The following is a 15,343-nucleotide window of genomic DNA, read 5'->3' on the forward strand; positions in this document are numbered from 1 at the left end:
GCTGAAGGGGGGGCTGGAAACTGGCCGGGAGGGCAGGTTCTATCAGGCAACAGAACTGTCAAACTAGCCGGTTATTGCACTCGGAGGCAATCCCATAGGTTGGTTTTATCAGGAGCATATCCGATACGATCTGTCTTGCGGGGGCAGCATGAACGCAGGAAGTTCAGGGCATGGGTCACTCTGAAAATCATCGGGCGCATCGCATCGGCTGGCTGCGAGCCGCAGTTCTCGGGGCCAATGACGGCATTGTTTCCACGGCGAGTTTGATCGTGGGTGTTGCGGCGGCTGAGTCGAGCCAGAGCAATGTGCTGGTCGCTGGCATCGCTGGACTGGTCGCCGGGGCGATGTCGATGGCGGCGGGTGAGTACGTGTCTGTCAGCTCCCAGTCAGATACAGAGCAGGCCGACATCGTGCGCGAGCGCCAGGAACTGGCCGAAGATGACGAGAAAGAGCACTCCGAGCTGGCGGAGATCTATGTGAGCCGTGGTCTTGAGCCGGAACTGGCCAAACAGGTGGCGGTCCAGTTGATGAAGAAGGATGCACTCGGCGCGCATGCCCGCGATGAACTGGGTATTTCTGACACGCTGATCGCACGGCCGGTGCAGGCGGCGCTCGCCTCGGCGGCGTCCTTTGCCGTGGGCGCCGCGCTGCCGTTGCTCCTGGTCGTGCTGGTGCCTGCATCCGTGCTTTTATGGACGGTGTCGTTGAGTTCGCTGCTGTTCCTGGCCTTGCTGGGGGCGCTGGCGGCTCGTGCGGGTGGTTCGCCAGTATTGAAGTCCGCCTGGCGTGTCACATTCTGGGGAGCTTTAGCGATGGGGCTGACGGCGGGCGTGGGGAAATTGTTTGGGGCGGTTGTTTGATCAGCGATTCTACCGTCAGGCGAAAGCGACTTGTTTGGCGAGGCCCAAGAGCGCACAGGCACCGATGACGGGCATAAGCCCGGCTTTGAAGCGCTGCATGGCGATGAAGGCCGCGATGGCAAGAACTGCAGTGAAGGTGTCAAAACCGCCGCTCGCTGGCCATAGCGCGTGGGTGGTGAATTTGACGCCGAGATTGAGAATGACTCCGACCACGGCCGCCGTGATGGCGGTGAGCGCGGCGCTGAGGCGGGGCTGCTCGCCGAGTTTCTCAATGTGCGGCGCCCCAAGGAAGATGAAGAGGAAGCATGGCAGGAAAGTGACCCAGGTGGTGATGAGCGCGCCGACCGTGGCGCCCGCGAGGGGTGTCAGTGCGCCAGGGTGCTGCCAGCCGCCGACAAAGCCCACAAACTGCAGGACCATGATCAGCGGTCCGGGCGTGGTCTCGGCGAGCGCGAGACCGCTCATCATCTGCGGGTGTGAAAGCCAGCCATGGATTTCCACCGTTTGCTGGGCCACATAAGGCAGCACGGCATACGCGCCGCCAAAGGTCACGAGGGCTGCCTTGCTGAAGAACAGTCCCTGCTGTGCCTGCGTGCTGCCCCAACCGAGCCATGCTGCGATGGCAAAGACCGGCAACCACCACAGCGAGAGGCACAGCACGGTGATGGTCAAGGTGCGCGCCCAGGTGGCCCTGGGGGCAGGCGGCAGTGCGAGCGCTGGTGCGTGCCCTTTTGCCGCCCCGTGGCCTTTGCCGGCAGGGAACTGCTTTGGCAAAAGCCGGTTTCCCACATAACCGAGCCATCCCGCGCCGAGAATGATGAGGACAAAGGAAATCTGGAAGAAATAGATGGCGACAAAACTCAGCGTGGCCAAGCCCCAGAGAACAGGGCTTTTGAGCGCCTTTTTGCCGATGCGCAGCACGGCCTCTGCCACCACGGCGATGACAGCTCCGAGCAGGCCGTGGAAAATAGCTGCGAGCCACGGAAGATGCCCGCCCGCCATGTAGAGCCAGCTCAGGCCAAAGAGGATGAAGACGGACGGCAGCACAAACAGCGCTCCTGCGGCGATGCCTCCCTTTGCGCCATGCAAGCGCCAGCCGAGATAGGTGGCGAGCTGCTGTGCCTCCGGACCGGGCAGCAGCATGCAGAAATTCAGCGCATGCAGGAAATGGGAGTCACCGATCCAGCGGCGCTTTTCGACCAGCTCCTTGTGCATGATGGCGATCTGACCGGCCGGACCGCCGAAGCTGATGCAGCCGAGCTTGAGCCAGTAGCGAAGGGCCGTGGCAAAGCTGGGCATGGTGGGCGGCGTTTCGTCGTGACTCATTGGAGCCTCAATGCCAGAGGGCGCAGCGTTGATCAATGGGGATAAGACTCAGCGCGGCGGCCCCTTGGAGTCAGAGAAGCACGTTGTTTTCGGGCTGCAGCTTGGGAGGCAGATTTTCCTCGCCCAGTATCTCGCGGACATCGATTTCGATGTTGCGGCAGATGGTGGAGATGGGGGTGTCATTGATGGCGTTGTCGAACGGGTTTTCGCTGAACTCGCCGGTCTGCTCCATGGTGTAAAAGACCCAGGAAATAAGGATCGAGAAGGGAATGGTGAGCCAGACACCGGGCCCGCCCATAATGGCACTAAGATCCTTCAGCAGGCCAAAGGGAAGCAGCAGGATGAAGATGTGCACAAAGATGCGGCTGAAGATGTTGTACTGACGGAAGAGCGGGGTCGTCTTGATGCGTTCGCAGCCGCCCTGGAGATTGTGAAATTCGGTGACGAGGCGCATGAGCTCGATGTGCTCAAAGGGATCGAGCGCCCCCTCGCGCTTCATCCGGGCCAGGTGCTCGGCATGGACCTTGAGCAGCATGCAGGCGGGATTGTTGAGGCTCTTGAGGCGGTCAAAGTAGATCATTTTGTCGTGCTCCCCGAGCACGCGCTTGAGCCCTTTTTCAAATTCCTCCAGTTCGTGGCGCTCGCCGGCGAAGGTCTTGTGCAGGTTCTCCTTGCTGGTGGCCCACGGGATGGTGCGGCGCAGCTGAAGACGGAGGATGTTGATGAAGGCGAGGTGGCGGTAGGCGGCCTCACGCACCTCATCGGAGTCGGCGGGAAGGCTGGCCTTCAGGTGGGCGACAAAGCTGCGTGAGGCATTGGTGATGCCACCCCACAGGCGGCGGGCCTCCCACAGGCGGTCAAAGGCCTGGTTGTTTTTGAAGCCGACGAAGAATGCCACGGCGGTGCCGATGGTGCCGATGGGCAGGAAGGGAATGGCGATCCAGCGCAGTCCGGCGAAGCGGTAGAGCACAACCGCGATGGTGCTGATGAGCAAAGACTCGATGAAATTCCGACGTGCGAAGTGCCAGAGATGGATCAAACGAAAGTCTTTGCCGACGTACATGGTGCGCTGTTGCGGTTGGGGAGATGAGGATTTGGGAGGCCGAAGAAAAGCATGCTGCATGCCAGCCCGGACTTCGGCGAACGAGGCTGTCTATATGGGCCAAACGTGCCCTGCGCGATCCATTTTTTCCGCCTGTGGCGGGGAGGAAGCCGACGTCGGGCATGGACGGCAGCCCTTCATTTTGCCAGAGGCTCCTGAGCATCGGGCCAGAGCATGCATGCGCCTGCGTCCAGCCTTGTCCCCGGAGTAAAAGACGGCTGGCGCAAACTACCTCAAATAGATGAACTCATTGCTCATCATCAGGGCTTGGCAGAGGAGCGTCCAGGCTTCCAGTTCGCGTTTGGTGGAGTCCTGCTGGGTGGAGTTTAGGGAGGCGTCGGCGGCGGTGAGGTAGTTTTCGGCGCGGCGGAGGTCTTCGGCGGTGGCTTCGCGGGCAAAGGCAAGGCGGTAGGCGGCGCGCAGGCGGGCCTCCTTTTCGGGGGAGACCTTGAATACACGCGCGGCGAAGTCGCGTGCGGCATCGGTGACGAGGTCGCTGTTCATCAGGAGCAGTGCCTGAGGCGAGACGACGGAGCTGTGGCGCAGGCCGGTGCTGGTGGCTGGATCCGGATAGTCAAACTGCTGGAAGAGATCGTAGAGATTGTTGCGGATGATGGGCATGTACAGCGCACGGCGCGTGCTGCCGTAGGTGGTCAGATCCTTGGAGGTGTGGTTGAAGACAAACTCGCGATTGCGGCGCGGGATGGTCTTGCCGCCCATGGTGGTGTCCAGACTGCCGGCCACCTGCAGCAGGGCATCGCGGATTTCCTCGGCCTCCAGACGGCGCACGGGGAAATGGTGCAGCAGCAGGTTTTCAGGATCGGCCGCATCTCCCTGTGCGGTGGAGAGCGAGCTCTGCTGGTAGGTCTGAGAGCTCATGATGAGACGGTGCATGTCTTTCATGCTCCAGCCGCTGGTGGTGAACCAGCGGGCCAGCCAGTCGAGCAGGGCAGGGTGTGTGGGTTGCTGGCCGAGCAGGCCAAAGTTGTCTGTGGTCGGCACGATGCCCTGGCGGAAGTGCCAGGACCAGATGCGGTTGGCGATGACACGGGAGGTCAGCGGATGATCTGGGCGGGCCAGCCAGCGTGCCAGCTCCAGCCGGCCGCTTTGATTCGTGGGAAACTGCGGCGTGGTCTTGAGCGCCGTCTGCACCACCTGAATGACGCCGCGCTGCACGGGCTTGCCCAGCGCGAGGTGGTTGCCACGGATGTGGATGGGCAGCTCCTTGAGGATCTTGGGGGCTTCAGACACCGCGATGGCGGTGGGCAGGTCGGGGAGATTGCTCTCCGTGGTCATCATGGTGTCCTTCAGGGAGCGGACCTTTTCGGCCACGTCTTTGGGGAAGAGGATCATGGGCTCCGGTGGCAGCGCGAGGAAACCGGCGGGTGCATCCAGCGCAGCGCGTGCCTGATGCAGCAGGGAGTCCGCATAGGTGTCTGCGGTTTCCGCTTTTCCTTTTGCCTTGGCAGGCGCGGCGGGTGTGACTTTTTCTGCTGCTGTGAAGATGGCGCTGTAGTAGCCGCGCAGTGTCTCCACGCTGCCGGACTTCAGCGCGTCCTGCCAGGGCTTGAAAAAGGGGAGGTTCTCATTCGCGGCGAGATACACGCGGCAGTTTAGCAGGATGTGCGGGCGCAGGCCGTTGGCCTTGGCCACGGGCTCCACCTGGCTCATGACGGGAGTTTCGGGCAGCTTCGCGGCCGCCATGAGGTAATCGACCGCACGTGCTCGCACCTCCTTGCGCAGAGCGGCGATGGCATCTCCCTCGGCCTTGGAAACGGCGGCGCGCTGGTTTTTGAGGATGCGCTCGGTGGATTTTACCTCGGCAAAATCTTCCAGCGATCCCATCGGTGCCTCGTAGGCCGTGCTCAGCGCGCCGATGCGGTCCACGCTGAAGCTCTGCGTGCTCTTGAAAATGGCGGCCAGTGCGTAGTAGTCGGACTGGGGGATGGGGTCAAACTTGTGGTCGTGGCAGCGCACGCACCCGAGAGTGAGGCCCATGAAGGCGCGGCCCATGACGTCGATCTGCTCGTCCACCACGTCCATGGTCAGCTTTTCCTTGTCCGGCTCTGCCAGCACCTTGGCACCCAGGTTCAGGAAGGCGGTGGCTGTGACGTGTTCCTTGCGCGCGGCGAGGTCCTTGGCCTCCAGCAGATCTCCGGCGATCTGCTCGGTCAGGAATTGGTCGAAGGGCTTGTCCGCATTGATGGACTGCACCACGTAGTCGCGGTACCGCCAGGCGGTGCCGAGGGCGATGTTTTCGTCGAGCCCGTTCGAGTCGGAGTAGCGGGCTACATCCAGCCAGTGGCGGCCCCATTTTTCACCATACTGCGGCGAGCGCAGCAGGCGGTCTACCACCTTGGCAAAGGCGTCAGGGGATTTGTCTGCAAGAAAGGCGTCCACTTCCTGCGGCGTGGGCGGCAGGCCGGTGAGGTCAAAGGTGGCACGGCGGATGAGCGTGCGCTTGTCGGCCTGCGGGGCCAGCTTGAGTCCTTTTTCCGCGAGTTTTTCGCCGATAAAAGCGTCGATAGGATTGGCGGCTCCCGTCTTGGGAATGGCTGGGGTGGCGATGGGGCGGAAGGCCCAGTGCTTGGAGCCTTCCTTGAGATCGATGACACGGGGTGCGCTCTGTTTTCCGGAGATAACGGCATTGCGCGGATCTGGCGCGCCCATTTTCACCCACTCCTCCAGCGCCTTGACCTCCGCCGCAGGCATGGCCCCCTTGGGAGGCATCTGCAGATCCTGGTTTTTGTAGCGGATGGACTCGATGATGTGGCTCTTGTCGGGATCGCCTGCCACGATGGCCGGACCGCTGTCGCCGCCTTTGAGAATGGCGTCTCGTGAGTCGATCAGGAGGCCACCCTTGCTCTTGCCCGCCTCGACAGAGTGACATTCGTAGCAGCGCTGGACGAGGATGGGACGGATGGTCTTTTCAAAGAACGCGATTTTGGCATCCTCCGCGGGCGCGGCAGCTGCGGCGCTGGCTGCATGCAGCGTCGTGACTAGGGCGATGGAAAAAGCGGCCTTCATAAGACAGCAAAACTACGGCCATAAAGCAGGGCTTCTTGCTGCGGAGGTGAGTTTGACTAGGCTGTAGGAATGTCCCCCGTCCTCCAGACCCTCTCCGAACTCGTCCGCATCAACAGCATCAACAGCTCCTACGAGGGCGGCCCCGGCGAGGCGGAGGCGGCGACGTATGTGCGGCGCTTCTTTGAGCAGCGCGGCATCGAGGTGTGGGAGCAGGAGGTGTTTCCAGGCAGAAACAATGTCATCGCCCGCATCCCCGGCCGTGACTCCACGCGGCGCATCGTCTTTGAGGCGCACATGGACACCGTCTCCATCAAGGGCATGACGATTGATCCTTTTGATCCCGTGGTGCGTGATGGCAAGATGCATGGCCGTGGCTCCGTGGACGACAAAGCCGGGCTGGCCGCCATGATGCATGCCGTGGCGGACATTCACGCCAGCGGCGAGCTGCCGCCCTGCGAGGTGTGGATGGCTGCCGTGGTGGATGAGGAGTATTCTTTTCGTGGGGTGGTGAAGCTCTGCGAGGGCCTGCAGGCCGCTGCCGCCGTGGTGGCGGAGCCGACGGAATTCCGCTGCGTGATCGCGAGCAAGGGGGTGCTGCGCTGGCGCATCAAGACGAAGGGAAAGGCTGCGCACAGCTCCAAGCCGCATCTGGGTGTCAATGCCATCACGGCGATGGCGCGTGTGGTGCTGGCGCTGAATGAGGATCATGCGCGCATGCAGCCTGCGGCGCATCCGCTGCTGGGGCCTGGAACCTGCAATGTGGGCGTGATCCACGGCGGCGTGCAGGTGAACTTTGTGCCGGATGAAGCCGTGATCGAGATCGACCGCCGCCTGCTGCCTGGTGAAGAAGTGCCGCAGGTGCTGGCGCACTACCAGGTGCTGCTGGATGCTCTTATGAAGCAGCATCCGGACGTCGTGGCGGAGATGGAGGCTCCGATGCTGCAGGACTGGGCCTTTCAGACGGATGCAGGCGAGCCGCTGGTGCAGCTGGCGCGCACGCTGCTGGGAGAGATGCAGCGGAATGACGAGGTCTGCGGCGTGCCCTTTGGCAGCGATGCCAGCAAGTTTTCACGCATGGGCATCCCGACGATTTTGTTTGGACCGGGCAGCATTGATCAGGCGCATGCGGCGGTGGAGTACGTGGAGTGCGCCGAGGTGGAGAAGGCGCTGGCGTTTTACACGGAGATCGCGCGGCGGTTTGTGTGAGGGAGGGCGGGATATGGAGATATTCATTGCGGTTCTCCGGGTAAATGTGGTTTGCTATTGGAGTGCAAGTTGTGAGGAAAATGCCTCTCTCCGTTCAACTCGTGCTTAGTGATCCAAACCAGTAGAATCATGAAAGTTGCGCTAATCATTTTAATCGTGCTGGTCTTCACGATGAATTCGTGGGCTGCAGACAGATCGAAGGATCTGGCCTCAGAGCTTTCGGCTGCCTGGGAGTCCGTGACTGTCTCCATGATGATTGATCAGGGATGCGTGGCTCCGGAGTGGCGCGGAGTGCGCGTTCGGTCGGACAAAGGTGTATTGACTGTCTCGACATGGAAAGATGCTGGCAAAGGCGGAGCCAATGACAAGACCGAGGGGCCCGTGCGGCCTGTGGCGTCTTTCACGAGAGAGAAGCTCTGTGCAGCCATTTTGAGGCATTATCAGACTGCGGTTGCGTCTGAAGATACTCAAGAGTACCTGGCGTCTCTTTCCACGCAGGAGGAGCGGGAAAAGGAGATGTCCCGAATTTTTAAGACGACGGGGCATCCCATCGGTGGTTTTGGCGCCATAGGTATCGACATCCGTATTGTCCGGGATGGGCGTGTGATTCATTTCTCGGACAGCTATGGGGAGATCGGTGCAGACGCTTTTGGAAGGTGGCTCGAGGAAATCATCTCTCAGGCAAAGTAAGGCTCGCGAGCCGCGTATTAGTCGAAGTGTTGCCCTGCTAATGGTTTGCGCCCTCCGGAGCTAAGTCGTAAACCGCTCTCACTGAGCTACGGGGTTTTCTCAGACTATTAGGCAGCCGGGGGTTGGCGTGAGCGTTGATCGACGGACAAGAGTGTCCATCGTACTCCAGGCTTCACGAAAATGACTTCCGCAGATGACTCGGCAGGATTCCCAGCGCTTCGCGGTACTTGGCCACGGTGCGGCGAGCGACTTTGATGCCCTGGCCGTCGAGGAGTTTGGCGAGCTTGTCGTCGCTGAGGGGCTTGTGCTTGGGCTCGTTTTTGATGAGATCGGCGATGGCGTTTTTGACACTGGTGTTGCTGAGGTCGTCGCCGGATTCGGTCTTCACTCCGTGGGAGAAGAAGAACTTCATGTCGAACACGCCATGGGGCGTGGCGATGTATTTGCCGGCGATGGCGCGGCTCACAGTCGTCTCATGCACGCCCACTTCATCGGCCACGGTGGCCATGTTGAGAGGGCGGAGGAAATTGGTGCCCTTTTCCAGGAACTCGCGCTGGTATTTGAGGATCTGCGTGGCGATGCGGTGGATCGTCTGCTGGCGCTGATGGATGGAGCGGATGAGGAACTTGCCGCTGCGGATCTTGTCGCGCACGTAGTTGCGCACTTCGCCGTTGTTGCTGGGCTGGGAGAGGAGGTCTTTGTACGTGTTGCTGATGCGCAGGTGCGGCAGGTCGTCGTTGGTCATCACGGCGACCCATTCGCCACCCTGGCGCTCCACGACGACGTCGGGGGTGACGTAGTTGTTGGACGAAACCGAGAAGCGCTGCGCAGGGCGCGGGTCGAGCGTGCTGATAAAATCTGCCGCGCGGGAGATTTGCTCGAGCGGCACGCCCAGCTTGCGGGCCAGGATGGGGTAGCGCTTGTTGGCGAGGTCGTCGATGTACTGGTCCACCAGACGCCAGGCGAGGCTCTGTTTTTTGCCGAGACGCTCGAGTTGGACGAGCAGGCACTCGCGCAGGTCCTCGGAGCCTACGCCCACGGGGTCAAAGCTCTGCAGCAGCTTCTTGGCGGCTTGCAGGGAGTCGATGGGTATGGCGTGCTGGAGGCTGAGGTCGTCGATGCGGGTGTTGAGAAAACCGCGGTCGTCGAGATTGCCGATGAGGAACTCCACCTGCTCTGCCACGGCGGGCTTGGCGTCGGAGGTGTGGAGCTGGGAGAGCAAGTGCTCCTGCAGCGTGGTCTGCGCCACGATGGAGTCCATGAGGAACTGCCAGCGTTCCTGGTCGTCGCTGCGGCGGGTGGCGGTCTGCTGGCGGCTCTGCTGCCAGTACTCGCGCCATTCGTCGTCCATCTGCGTCAGCGCGTCGATGTCGCTGTCGTCCACACTGCGGTCATCGGGATCGTCAGGGATGGCGTCCTGGATGGAGGTTTCAGGCGCTTCGAGCTCCAGCACAGGGTTGATCTCGATCTCCTGCTGAATGATCTGCCGGAGCTCCAGAGTGGGAGCCTGCAGGATCTGCAGGCTCTGTTGCATCTGAGGCCCGATGGCGAGCTTTTGTGTCTGTAACTGCTGGAGTCCGTGGTCGGCCATGAATGGTTGGAAGACAGCCAAGCGCCATCCAAGAGGATTAGCAAGCAAACATCAGGCCATCACGTTATTTATTTTCAAATTTGGCAAAAGAGCTGCCGCTGGCATAAAAACAGAAATCCCGGTGGTTACCGGGATTTCTTAGTGTGATCTGGAAATAATCTGAAAGCCTCAAGGTACCTCAAAGACCTTTTGAGTGGTGGGGTCAAGGGCGAGCGAGCCGCTCTCGAGTCCTGTGATGTCGAGTTCTTTATATGGCGGGTAGGGGCTGATCACGCGGCCAGGCTTGGTGGTTTTTTTGCCCTTGAGGAATGAGCCTGAGGAGCTTGCGCCGGAGTTGGAGGTGGTGGTGGGGAATTCTTTGGGCGCGGACTCGGAGCGGCGCGTGGTAGGCGCGGGGGCTTCGGGTTTGGTCTCCTTTTTCGGAGTGGCTGTCACGGGGGAGGTGGGCGTTTTGGTCGCAGGCGGAGAGTCGCTCACCCTGGGCGGGGTGTATTTGGGGGGCTGGGCAGAGGGCGACTTGCCCTGCGGACTTGGCGCAGGCGTTTTGCTTTTGCTGCCGGAAGTGGGCGCTGTTTGCTGCTGCTGCGGAGGGTAGCTGTAGTTTGGCTGGGCTGGCTGTTGCTGCTGCCTTTGCTGCTGCCTTTGCTGGGGGGGGTATTGGTAATTTGGCTGCTGAGGGGCGTAACCCGCGCCCGGCATCGGGTAGCCCTGTGGGGACTGCTGCGGGTAAACCGGGGCCGATTGCGGGCGTGGGGTGGAGTCCAGGCTGTAGCTGCCGCCGTTCTGGCCATAGCCCGGGGCGGGATAATCGTAGCCGGTGGGGTCCTGCCCGTAAAAGAGGCGACGCGCCATCTCGCTCATGCGGCGGCCAAACTTGGGCAGGAATTGCAGGGGGCTCTCATACTGCGGCTGTGCCTGCTGCGGGTAGCCATAGCCTGGAGGCTGCTGCTGGTAACCCTGGGGCGCCTGCTGATAGCCGGAAGGTGGTGCGTACTGCTGTGGATATCCACCCTGAGGCTGAGGATAGCCCTGCGGCTGCGGATAATAGCGCTGCTGCTGTGCCATGGCCGTCGATGCAAAGACGATGGCGGCGCACCAACCCAGTCCGAATGGGCTGAAAAGCCTACCGCGAGTGGTTTGAGAATTCATAATGATTAATAGTTCTTAACTTTCTGAGAACTTCAAGCCGCAATTTCCAGCCATCTGCCTCAGCAACAGGGTTACTGAGTAGATAGACGAATGCGGCTGAAGTTTGTTCAGCTGCATTGCCATTGTTTTCAAATTTGCCGGGACTTCACCCAAGGGACACGAAATCAGATTTTCGCGCTACGCCATGGGTGCAGCGCTTTACTCCGCCAGACGGGCGTCGATGTCCTTGTCCAGCCAGGCCCACATGGAGGCGAGACCGGCGGACACTTTGGCCTTGGCGGCGGCGAGCTCCTCGGCGCTGAGGCTCTGGCCTGCGGCGGGCACGCTGCGGCCAAACATGTAGTACTTGATCTTCGGCTCGGTGCCGGAGGGGCGCACGGCAAAGCTGCGACCGTCGGCCAGGTCCACAAAGAGCATCTTCTCCTTGAGCACCACATCGCCTTCTTCGTCCTTGATCTCGTCCTTGCGGAAGTCGCGCACGTTGACGACTGCGGAGCCATCCACCTCCTTGGGCGGATTGCTGCCGTAGCTGTCCGCCAGCTTGGCGATCTGCGCGGCGCCGGTGGCACCTTCAAAGACCTTGCTCTCATTGCGCTCCAGGAAGTAGCCCACCTCGGAGTACACCTGGTCCAGCAGGCCTGCTACGGTGAGGCCCAGGCTGGCGGCGTAGGCGGCCAGCTCGGCAAACATGACCACGGCACCGTTGCCGTCCTTGTCGCGGCTGAAGTCATCGCCCATGTAGCCGTAGCTTTCCTCGCCGCCGAAGATGAGGAACTTGCTGTGCTGCAGACGTGCGGCGCGGCTTTCCACGTTGTTCAGATCGCGGTAGCGAGCCTGGATGTCCGCCGGCAGGGCAGCCTCGTACTTGGCCAGCTTGGAGCTGATCCACTTGAAACCGGTGAGGGTGTTCACGCAGCCCACGCCAAACTTCGCCGCGATGGCGTCTTGCAGCGGACTGGTGACAAAGGTCTTGAGCAGCACGGCGCGGCCCTTGTTGGCCGGGGTGAGAATGCCCAGCTCAAACATCGTCTTGGTGCGGTACCAGGCCATGAGAGAGCCCACCTGGTTTCCGGTGAGGAGGACCATCTCGCCCTTGGAGTCACGCACGCCCACGCCCATGCGGTCGCAGTCAGGGTCGGTGCCGATGATGATGTCCGCGCCCTCTTTGTTGGCCAGATCCACGGCCATCTTCAAGGCGGAGGCATTCTCCGGATTCGGAGACTTCACGGTGGGGAAGCGGCCGTCGCGCACGTCCTGCTCCGGTACGGTGAGGAAATTGAAACCGAGTTTTTTCAACAGCACGGGCACCAGCACGCCGCCGGTGCCATGCAGCGCGGTGAAGACGATCTTGAGCTTCTTGGCCTCCTCCTTTTTCAGCAGCTCGGGCTGCAGCATCATCGTTTCCACACGGGCGAGGTACTGCTGGTCCATCTCGTCTCCCAGCAGGATCAGCCTGCCCTGTTCGGCAGCTGGCAGGGCGGTGTAGCCTTCGTCTTTGATGGCGTTCACCTCTTTGATGATGCCGGTGGCGTGAGGCTCCACGATGCCGGCGCCGTCGTTGAAGTTCACCTTGTAGCCGTTGTCGTGCGGCGGGTTGTGGGAGGCGGTCAGCATCACGCCCGCATCTGCACGGAGCTGGCGCACGGCGAATGACATCTCCGGCGTGGCACGGCAGCTGTCGAAAAGATAGACGTCAGCGCCTGTGTCCGTGGCGATCTTGGCGCAAAACTTGGCAAACTCTGCGGAGAAGTGGCGCGTGTCGTGCGCGAAGACGATGCTGGGCCTTCCGCCCAGCTTGGCATTGGCGCGGTAGTTTTTGATGTATGTCACCAGCCCGCGGGTGGCGCGGCTGACGTTGTAAAAATTCATGGCGTTCGTGCCCACGCAGGGATGGTCCGGACGCTGGTCTGCAGGGGCGGCTCCGAGCTCGGCCTTGGTGACGATCTTGCCGATCGTGCGCCCGCGCAGGCCGCCGGTGCCAAACTTCAGCGCCTGGAAGAAGCGGTCGTTCAACTCCGCCCACTGGCCGGCCGAGGCGAGCTCCTCAATGCTGGAACGATAGACCGGATTGTCGCTGGCAGCGAGCAAAGCATTGATGTTGTCGAGGCTGGCAGGCAGGAGTTGCCCGGAAGTGACGGCGGCTTGGAGTTGATCGGCAAGGGACATAGGTGAAAAGTCAATCTGTAGCGGACCTTTAAGGAATCAAACGGCAAAGCGCTCAGCGGGAGATGAGGAATGGCTTATCGTTTCCGGGCTGTGGGGGCGCCTGTCCGGCATGGGCGGGCTTTACAAAAGCTGTGACGGATTTGCACTCGCCAAATCAAACGACGCTCATTAATATCGGCACTGTTCCGAGCCAACGCACAACACAACCCTCCTACCTTCTTACGATCATGGGCCTGATGGATTACCTCAAAGGACAGTTTTTGGAAATCATCCAGTGGAATGATGATTCACGTGACACGCTCTCCTGGCGCTTTCCTGACGAGGACAAGGAAATCAAGCGTGGTGCGCAGCTCATCGTGCGCGAGTCGCAGGTGGCGCAGTTTGTTTATCTTGGCGAGTTCGGCGACACCTTCGGCCCCGGAAAGCACACGCTGAGCACGGAGAACATCCCCATCCTCTCCACACTCAAGGGCTGGAAGTACGGTTTTGAGTCTCCCTTCAAGGCGGACATTTATTACGTCACCACACGTCTCTTCACGGGGAACAAGTGGGGCACCAGTAACCCTATCATGATGCGGGATGCGGATTTCGGCATCGTGCGTGTGCGCGCCTTTGGCACCTTTGACTTCAAGATTACCGACCCCAAGCTCTTCCTCAAAGAGGTGGCCGGTACGGACAATCAGTTCCGTCTGGATGAGTTTGCCGACACGATGCGCAGCCGCATCGTCAGTGTGTTTACGGACGCGCTGGCCAGCGCCAAGGTGCCGGTGCTGGACCTTGCCACCCGCTACTCGGAGCTGGGAGAAGCGCTGCTTCCCATCATCAATCCCAACACGCAGGGCAAGTATGGCATCGAGATCACCAGCTTCATCCTCGAAAACGCCAGCGTGCCGCCGGAAGTGGAGGCCGCCATCGACAAGCGCAGCAGCATGGGTGCCATCGGCAACCTGAATGACTACGTGAAATTTCAGATGGCCGAAGGAATGGCCAAAGGCGGTGGCGGCCCTGCCGGATCCGCCGCCGAGATCGCGATGGGTTTTGGCATGGCCAACCAGATGATGGCCCAGGGAGCCTTCAACATGGCCTCCGGCGCCGCAGCACCGGCTGGCACTGCTGCTCCAGCACCCGCCGCCGCGCCTGCCGCCGACATCCTCACCCCCGCGCAGGTGGCGCAGACCCTCGGTGTGACCGAGGCGGACGTGATCTCCAGCATCGAGTCCGGCGACATCAAGGCGAAGAAGATCGGCACGCAGTACCGCATCACCAAGGCGGCGCTGGACGAGTTTCTGGCGCATTGAGCAGTTCTGCCCGCATCGCTTGGTTTGCACGAACCCTCTCCCATGAAAACATGGTTGCTTTCAGTTTGTGCTTTCCTGCTCACCGCAGTTCCTGTGCTTTTTGCCCAGCATCGGCTGGCGTACGATGGATTCGACTCCATCGAGAGCATGCAGCGCAGAGTGCGGGACGTTATTGAGGTGGATCGCATGCCTCTCTTTGACAACGCGCCATTTCTAAAACTGCGAAAGGGGGACAAGCTGGTCAAAGCCAAGGAAGAGGTCCATCAGTACGACAAACCGCGTCCGGACCCTGACAGGATTAATTATTACCTGTTCTCGGGTGGCAGTTATTACCAGCTTTGGACGGAGGAGAAGGATGGAAAGGTGCTCTTGTCCGCGCCCTTTTATGCCGCTGACAGCTGTCTGCTTTTCGATTGGGAACTGACCATGGCCAATGCCAAGGCGCTGCGGCAACTGCTGCCCCGCAGCTATGCCAGATCACTCTCAATTGCCGACTTCGACGCGGTGGCGGCTGTTGTCCGAGGGCGGTTTCCCGAGGTTATGGAAAAAACAGATGGCGGAGTACGTCCCGAATTGCATGAAGACCGGATTCGCAGCATTCCCGGGCATGCGTTTGCCGAGTTTCATGGACTGGCCTTCGATGGTTTCTCCAACTGCTTTTATCAGTATTCGGTGAAGATCGGCCCGGAGGTGTGCTCCATCGATGAGAGGACGCTGTTGCAAGGTCCCGGGCACATTGAGAGGCATGAATTTGAACGCGTCATGATTGATGGGCCAAACGGGAACCCTGGAGCGGATGTCGATCCTGCAGTCGCTAAAATCAAGAAAGCCGAGTACGACAAGATGCTTCAGTTTCGGAAGCTTGTGGAGGATACCCTGAGTGCAAGATCTTCGTTACGATAAAGCGTCCAGCCTCTAGAGACTGTCC

11 protein-coding genes are annotated in these 15,343 nt (G+C 60.8%); 5 read left to right on the top strand and 6 right to left on the bottom strand.

Annotated elements, in window-relative coordinates; all coding sequences use genetic code 11:
* Positions 1-170: 170 nt before the first annotated feature.
* The gene (locus ACFQDI_RS02020; RefSeq protein WP_377162867.1) at positions 171-860 is read left to right on the top strand and encodes a VIT1/CCC1 transporter family protein; all 690 of its coding nucleotides are present in this window, start codon (positions 171-173) and stop codon (positions 858-860) included.
* 15 nt (positions 861-875) lie between these two features.
* On the opposite strand, the gene chrA is transcribed toward ACFQDI_RS02020, so the two are convergent.
* From chrA to ACFQDI_RS02035, 3 genes are all read right to left on the bottom strand, one after another.
* Positions 876-2,186, bottom strand: a complete 1,311-nt coding sequence (chrA, locus tag ACFQDI_RS02025) for a chromate efflux transporter (protein ID WP_377162869.1) — start codon at positions 2,184-2,186, stop codon at positions 876-878.
* Between the two features lie 70 nt (positions 2,187-2,256).
* Positions 2,257-3,249, bottom strand: a complete 993-nt coding sequence (locus tag ACFQDI_RS02030) for a bestrophin family protein (protein ID WP_377162871.1) — start codon at positions 3,247-3,249, stop codon at positions 2,257-2,259.
* A 267-nt stretch (positions 3,250-3,516) separates the two neighbouring features.
* Positions 3,517-6,315, bottom strand: a complete 2,799-nt coding sequence (locus tag ACFQDI_RS02035; RefSeq protein WP_377162872.1) for a PSD1 and planctomycete cytochrome C domain-containing protein — start codon at positions 6,313-6,315, stop codon at positions 3,517-3,519.
* A 69-nt stretch (positions 6,316-6,384) separates the two neighbouring features.
* Here ACFQDI_RS02035 and ACFQDI_RS02040 point away from each other — a divergent pair, with 69 nt between their 5' ends.
* Both ACFQDI_RS02040 and ACFQDI_RS02045 read left to right on the top strand, forming a co-directional pair.
* Positions 6,385-7,521, top strand: a complete 1,137-nt coding sequence (locus ACFQDI_RS02040; protein WP_377162874.1) for a M20 family metallopeptidase — start codon at positions 6,385-6,387, stop codon at positions 7,519-7,521.
* A gap of 129 nt (positions 7,522-7,650) precedes the next feature.
* Positions 7,651-8,211, top strand: a complete 561-nt coding sequence (locus ACFQDI_RS02045) for a hypothetical protein (RefSeq protein ID WP_377162876.1) — start codon at positions 7,651-7,653, stop codon at positions 8,209-8,211.
* A gap of 172 nt (positions 8,212-8,383) precedes the next feature.
* On the opposite strand, the gene rpoN is transcribed toward ACFQDI_RS02045, so the two are convergent.
* The 3 genes from rpoN to ACFQDI_RS02060 all read right to left on the bottom strand — a co-directional run bounded on the left by rpoN (position 8,384) and on the right by ACFQDI_RS02060 (position 13,117).
* Positions 8,384-9,802: an RNA polymerase factor sigma-54 gene (gene rpoN, locus ACFQDI_RS02050; RefSeq protein ID WP_377162878.1), complete on the bottom strand. Its 1,419-nt coding sequence runs from the start codon at positions 9,800-9,802 to the stop codon at positions 8,384-8,386.
* Between the two features lie 168 nt (positions 9,803-9,970).
* Positions 9,971-10,951: a chromosomal replication initiator protein DnaA gene (locus ACFQDI_RS02055; RefSeq protein WP_377162880.1), complete on the bottom strand. Its 981-nt coding sequence runs from the start codon at positions 10,949-10,951 to the stop codon at positions 9,971-9,973.
* Between the two features lie 198 nt (positions 10,952-11,149).
* Positions 11,150-13,117, bottom strand: coding sequence for a phospho-sugar mutase (locus ACFQDI_RS02060; RefSeq protein ID WP_377162882.1), 1,968 nt, complete (start codon positions 13,115-13,117; stop codon positions 11,150-11,152).
* A gap of 227 nt (positions 13,118-13,344) precedes the next feature.
* Between ACFQDI_RS02060 and ACFQDI_RS02065 the strand changes: the two genes are divergently transcribed.
* Complete coding sequence (locus ACFQDI_RS02065) at positions 13,345-14,415, top strand: SPFH domain-containing protein (RefSeq protein ID WP_377162884.1); 1,071 nt, start codon at positions 13,345-13,347, stop codon at positions 14,413-14,415.
* A 42-nt stretch (positions 14,416-14,457) separates the two neighbouring features.
* On the top strand, positions 14,458-15,318 hold the full coding sequence (locus ACFQDI_RS02070) for a hypothetical protein (protein ID WP_377162886.1): 861 nt from the start codon (positions 14,458-14,460) through the stop codon (positions 15,316-15,318).
* Positions 15,319-15,343 lie beyond the last annotated feature (25 nt).

The organism is Prosthecobacter fluviatilis, assembly GCF_042655725.1.
Taxonomy (GTDB): Bacteria; Verrucomicrobiota; Verrucomicrobiia; order Verrucomicrobiales; family Verrucomicrobiaceae; genus Prosthecobacter; species Prosthecobacter fluviatilis.

Bases quoted from the DNA above. Each gene is read 5' to 3' on its own strand.
- ACFQDI_RS02020 (WP_377162867.1), top strand. From the start codon at position 171: ATGGGTCACTCTGAAAATCATCGGGCGCATCGCATCGGCTGGCTGCGA.
- chrA (WP_377162869.1), bottom strand. From the start codon at position 2,186: ATGAGTCACGACGAAACGCCGCCCACCATGCCCAGCTTTGCCACGGCC.
- ACFQDI_RS02030 (WP_377162871.1), bottom strand. From the start codon at position 3,249: ATGTACGTCGGCAAAGACTTTCGTTTGATCCATCTCTGGCACTTCGCA.
- ACFQDI_RS02035 (WP_377162872.1), bottom strand. From the start codon at position 6,315: ATGAAGGCCGCTTTTTCCATCGCCCTAGTCACGACGCTGCATGCAGCC.
- ACFQDI_RS02040 (WP_377162874.1), top strand. From the start codon at position 6,385: ATGTCCCCCGTCCTCCAGACCCTCTCCGAACTCGTCCGCATCAACAGC.
- ACFQDI_RS02045 (WP_377162876.1), top strand. From the start codon at position 7,651: ATGAAAGTTGCGCTAATCATTTTAATCGTGCTGGTCTTCACGATGAAT.
- rpoN (WP_377162878.1), bottom strand. From the start codon at position 9,802: ATGGCCGACCACGGACTCCAGCAGTTACAGACACAAAAGCTCGCCATC.
- ACFQDI_RS02055 (WP_377162880.1), bottom strand. From the start codon at position 10,951: ATGAATTCTCAAACCACTCGCGGTAGGCTTTTCAGCCCATTCGGACTG.
- ACFQDI_RS02060 (WP_377162882.1), bottom strand. From the start codon at position 13,117: ATGTCCCTTGCCGATCAACTCCAAGCCGCCGTCACTTCCGGGCAACTC.
- ACFQDI_RS02065 (WP_377162884.1), top strand. From the start codon at position 13,345: ATGGGCCTGATGGATTACCTCAAAGGACAGTTTTTGGAAATCATCCAG.
- ACFQDI_RS02070 (WP_377162886.1), top strand. From the start codon at position 14,458: ATGAAAACATGGTTGCTTTCAGTTTGTGCTTTCCTGCTCACCGCAGTT.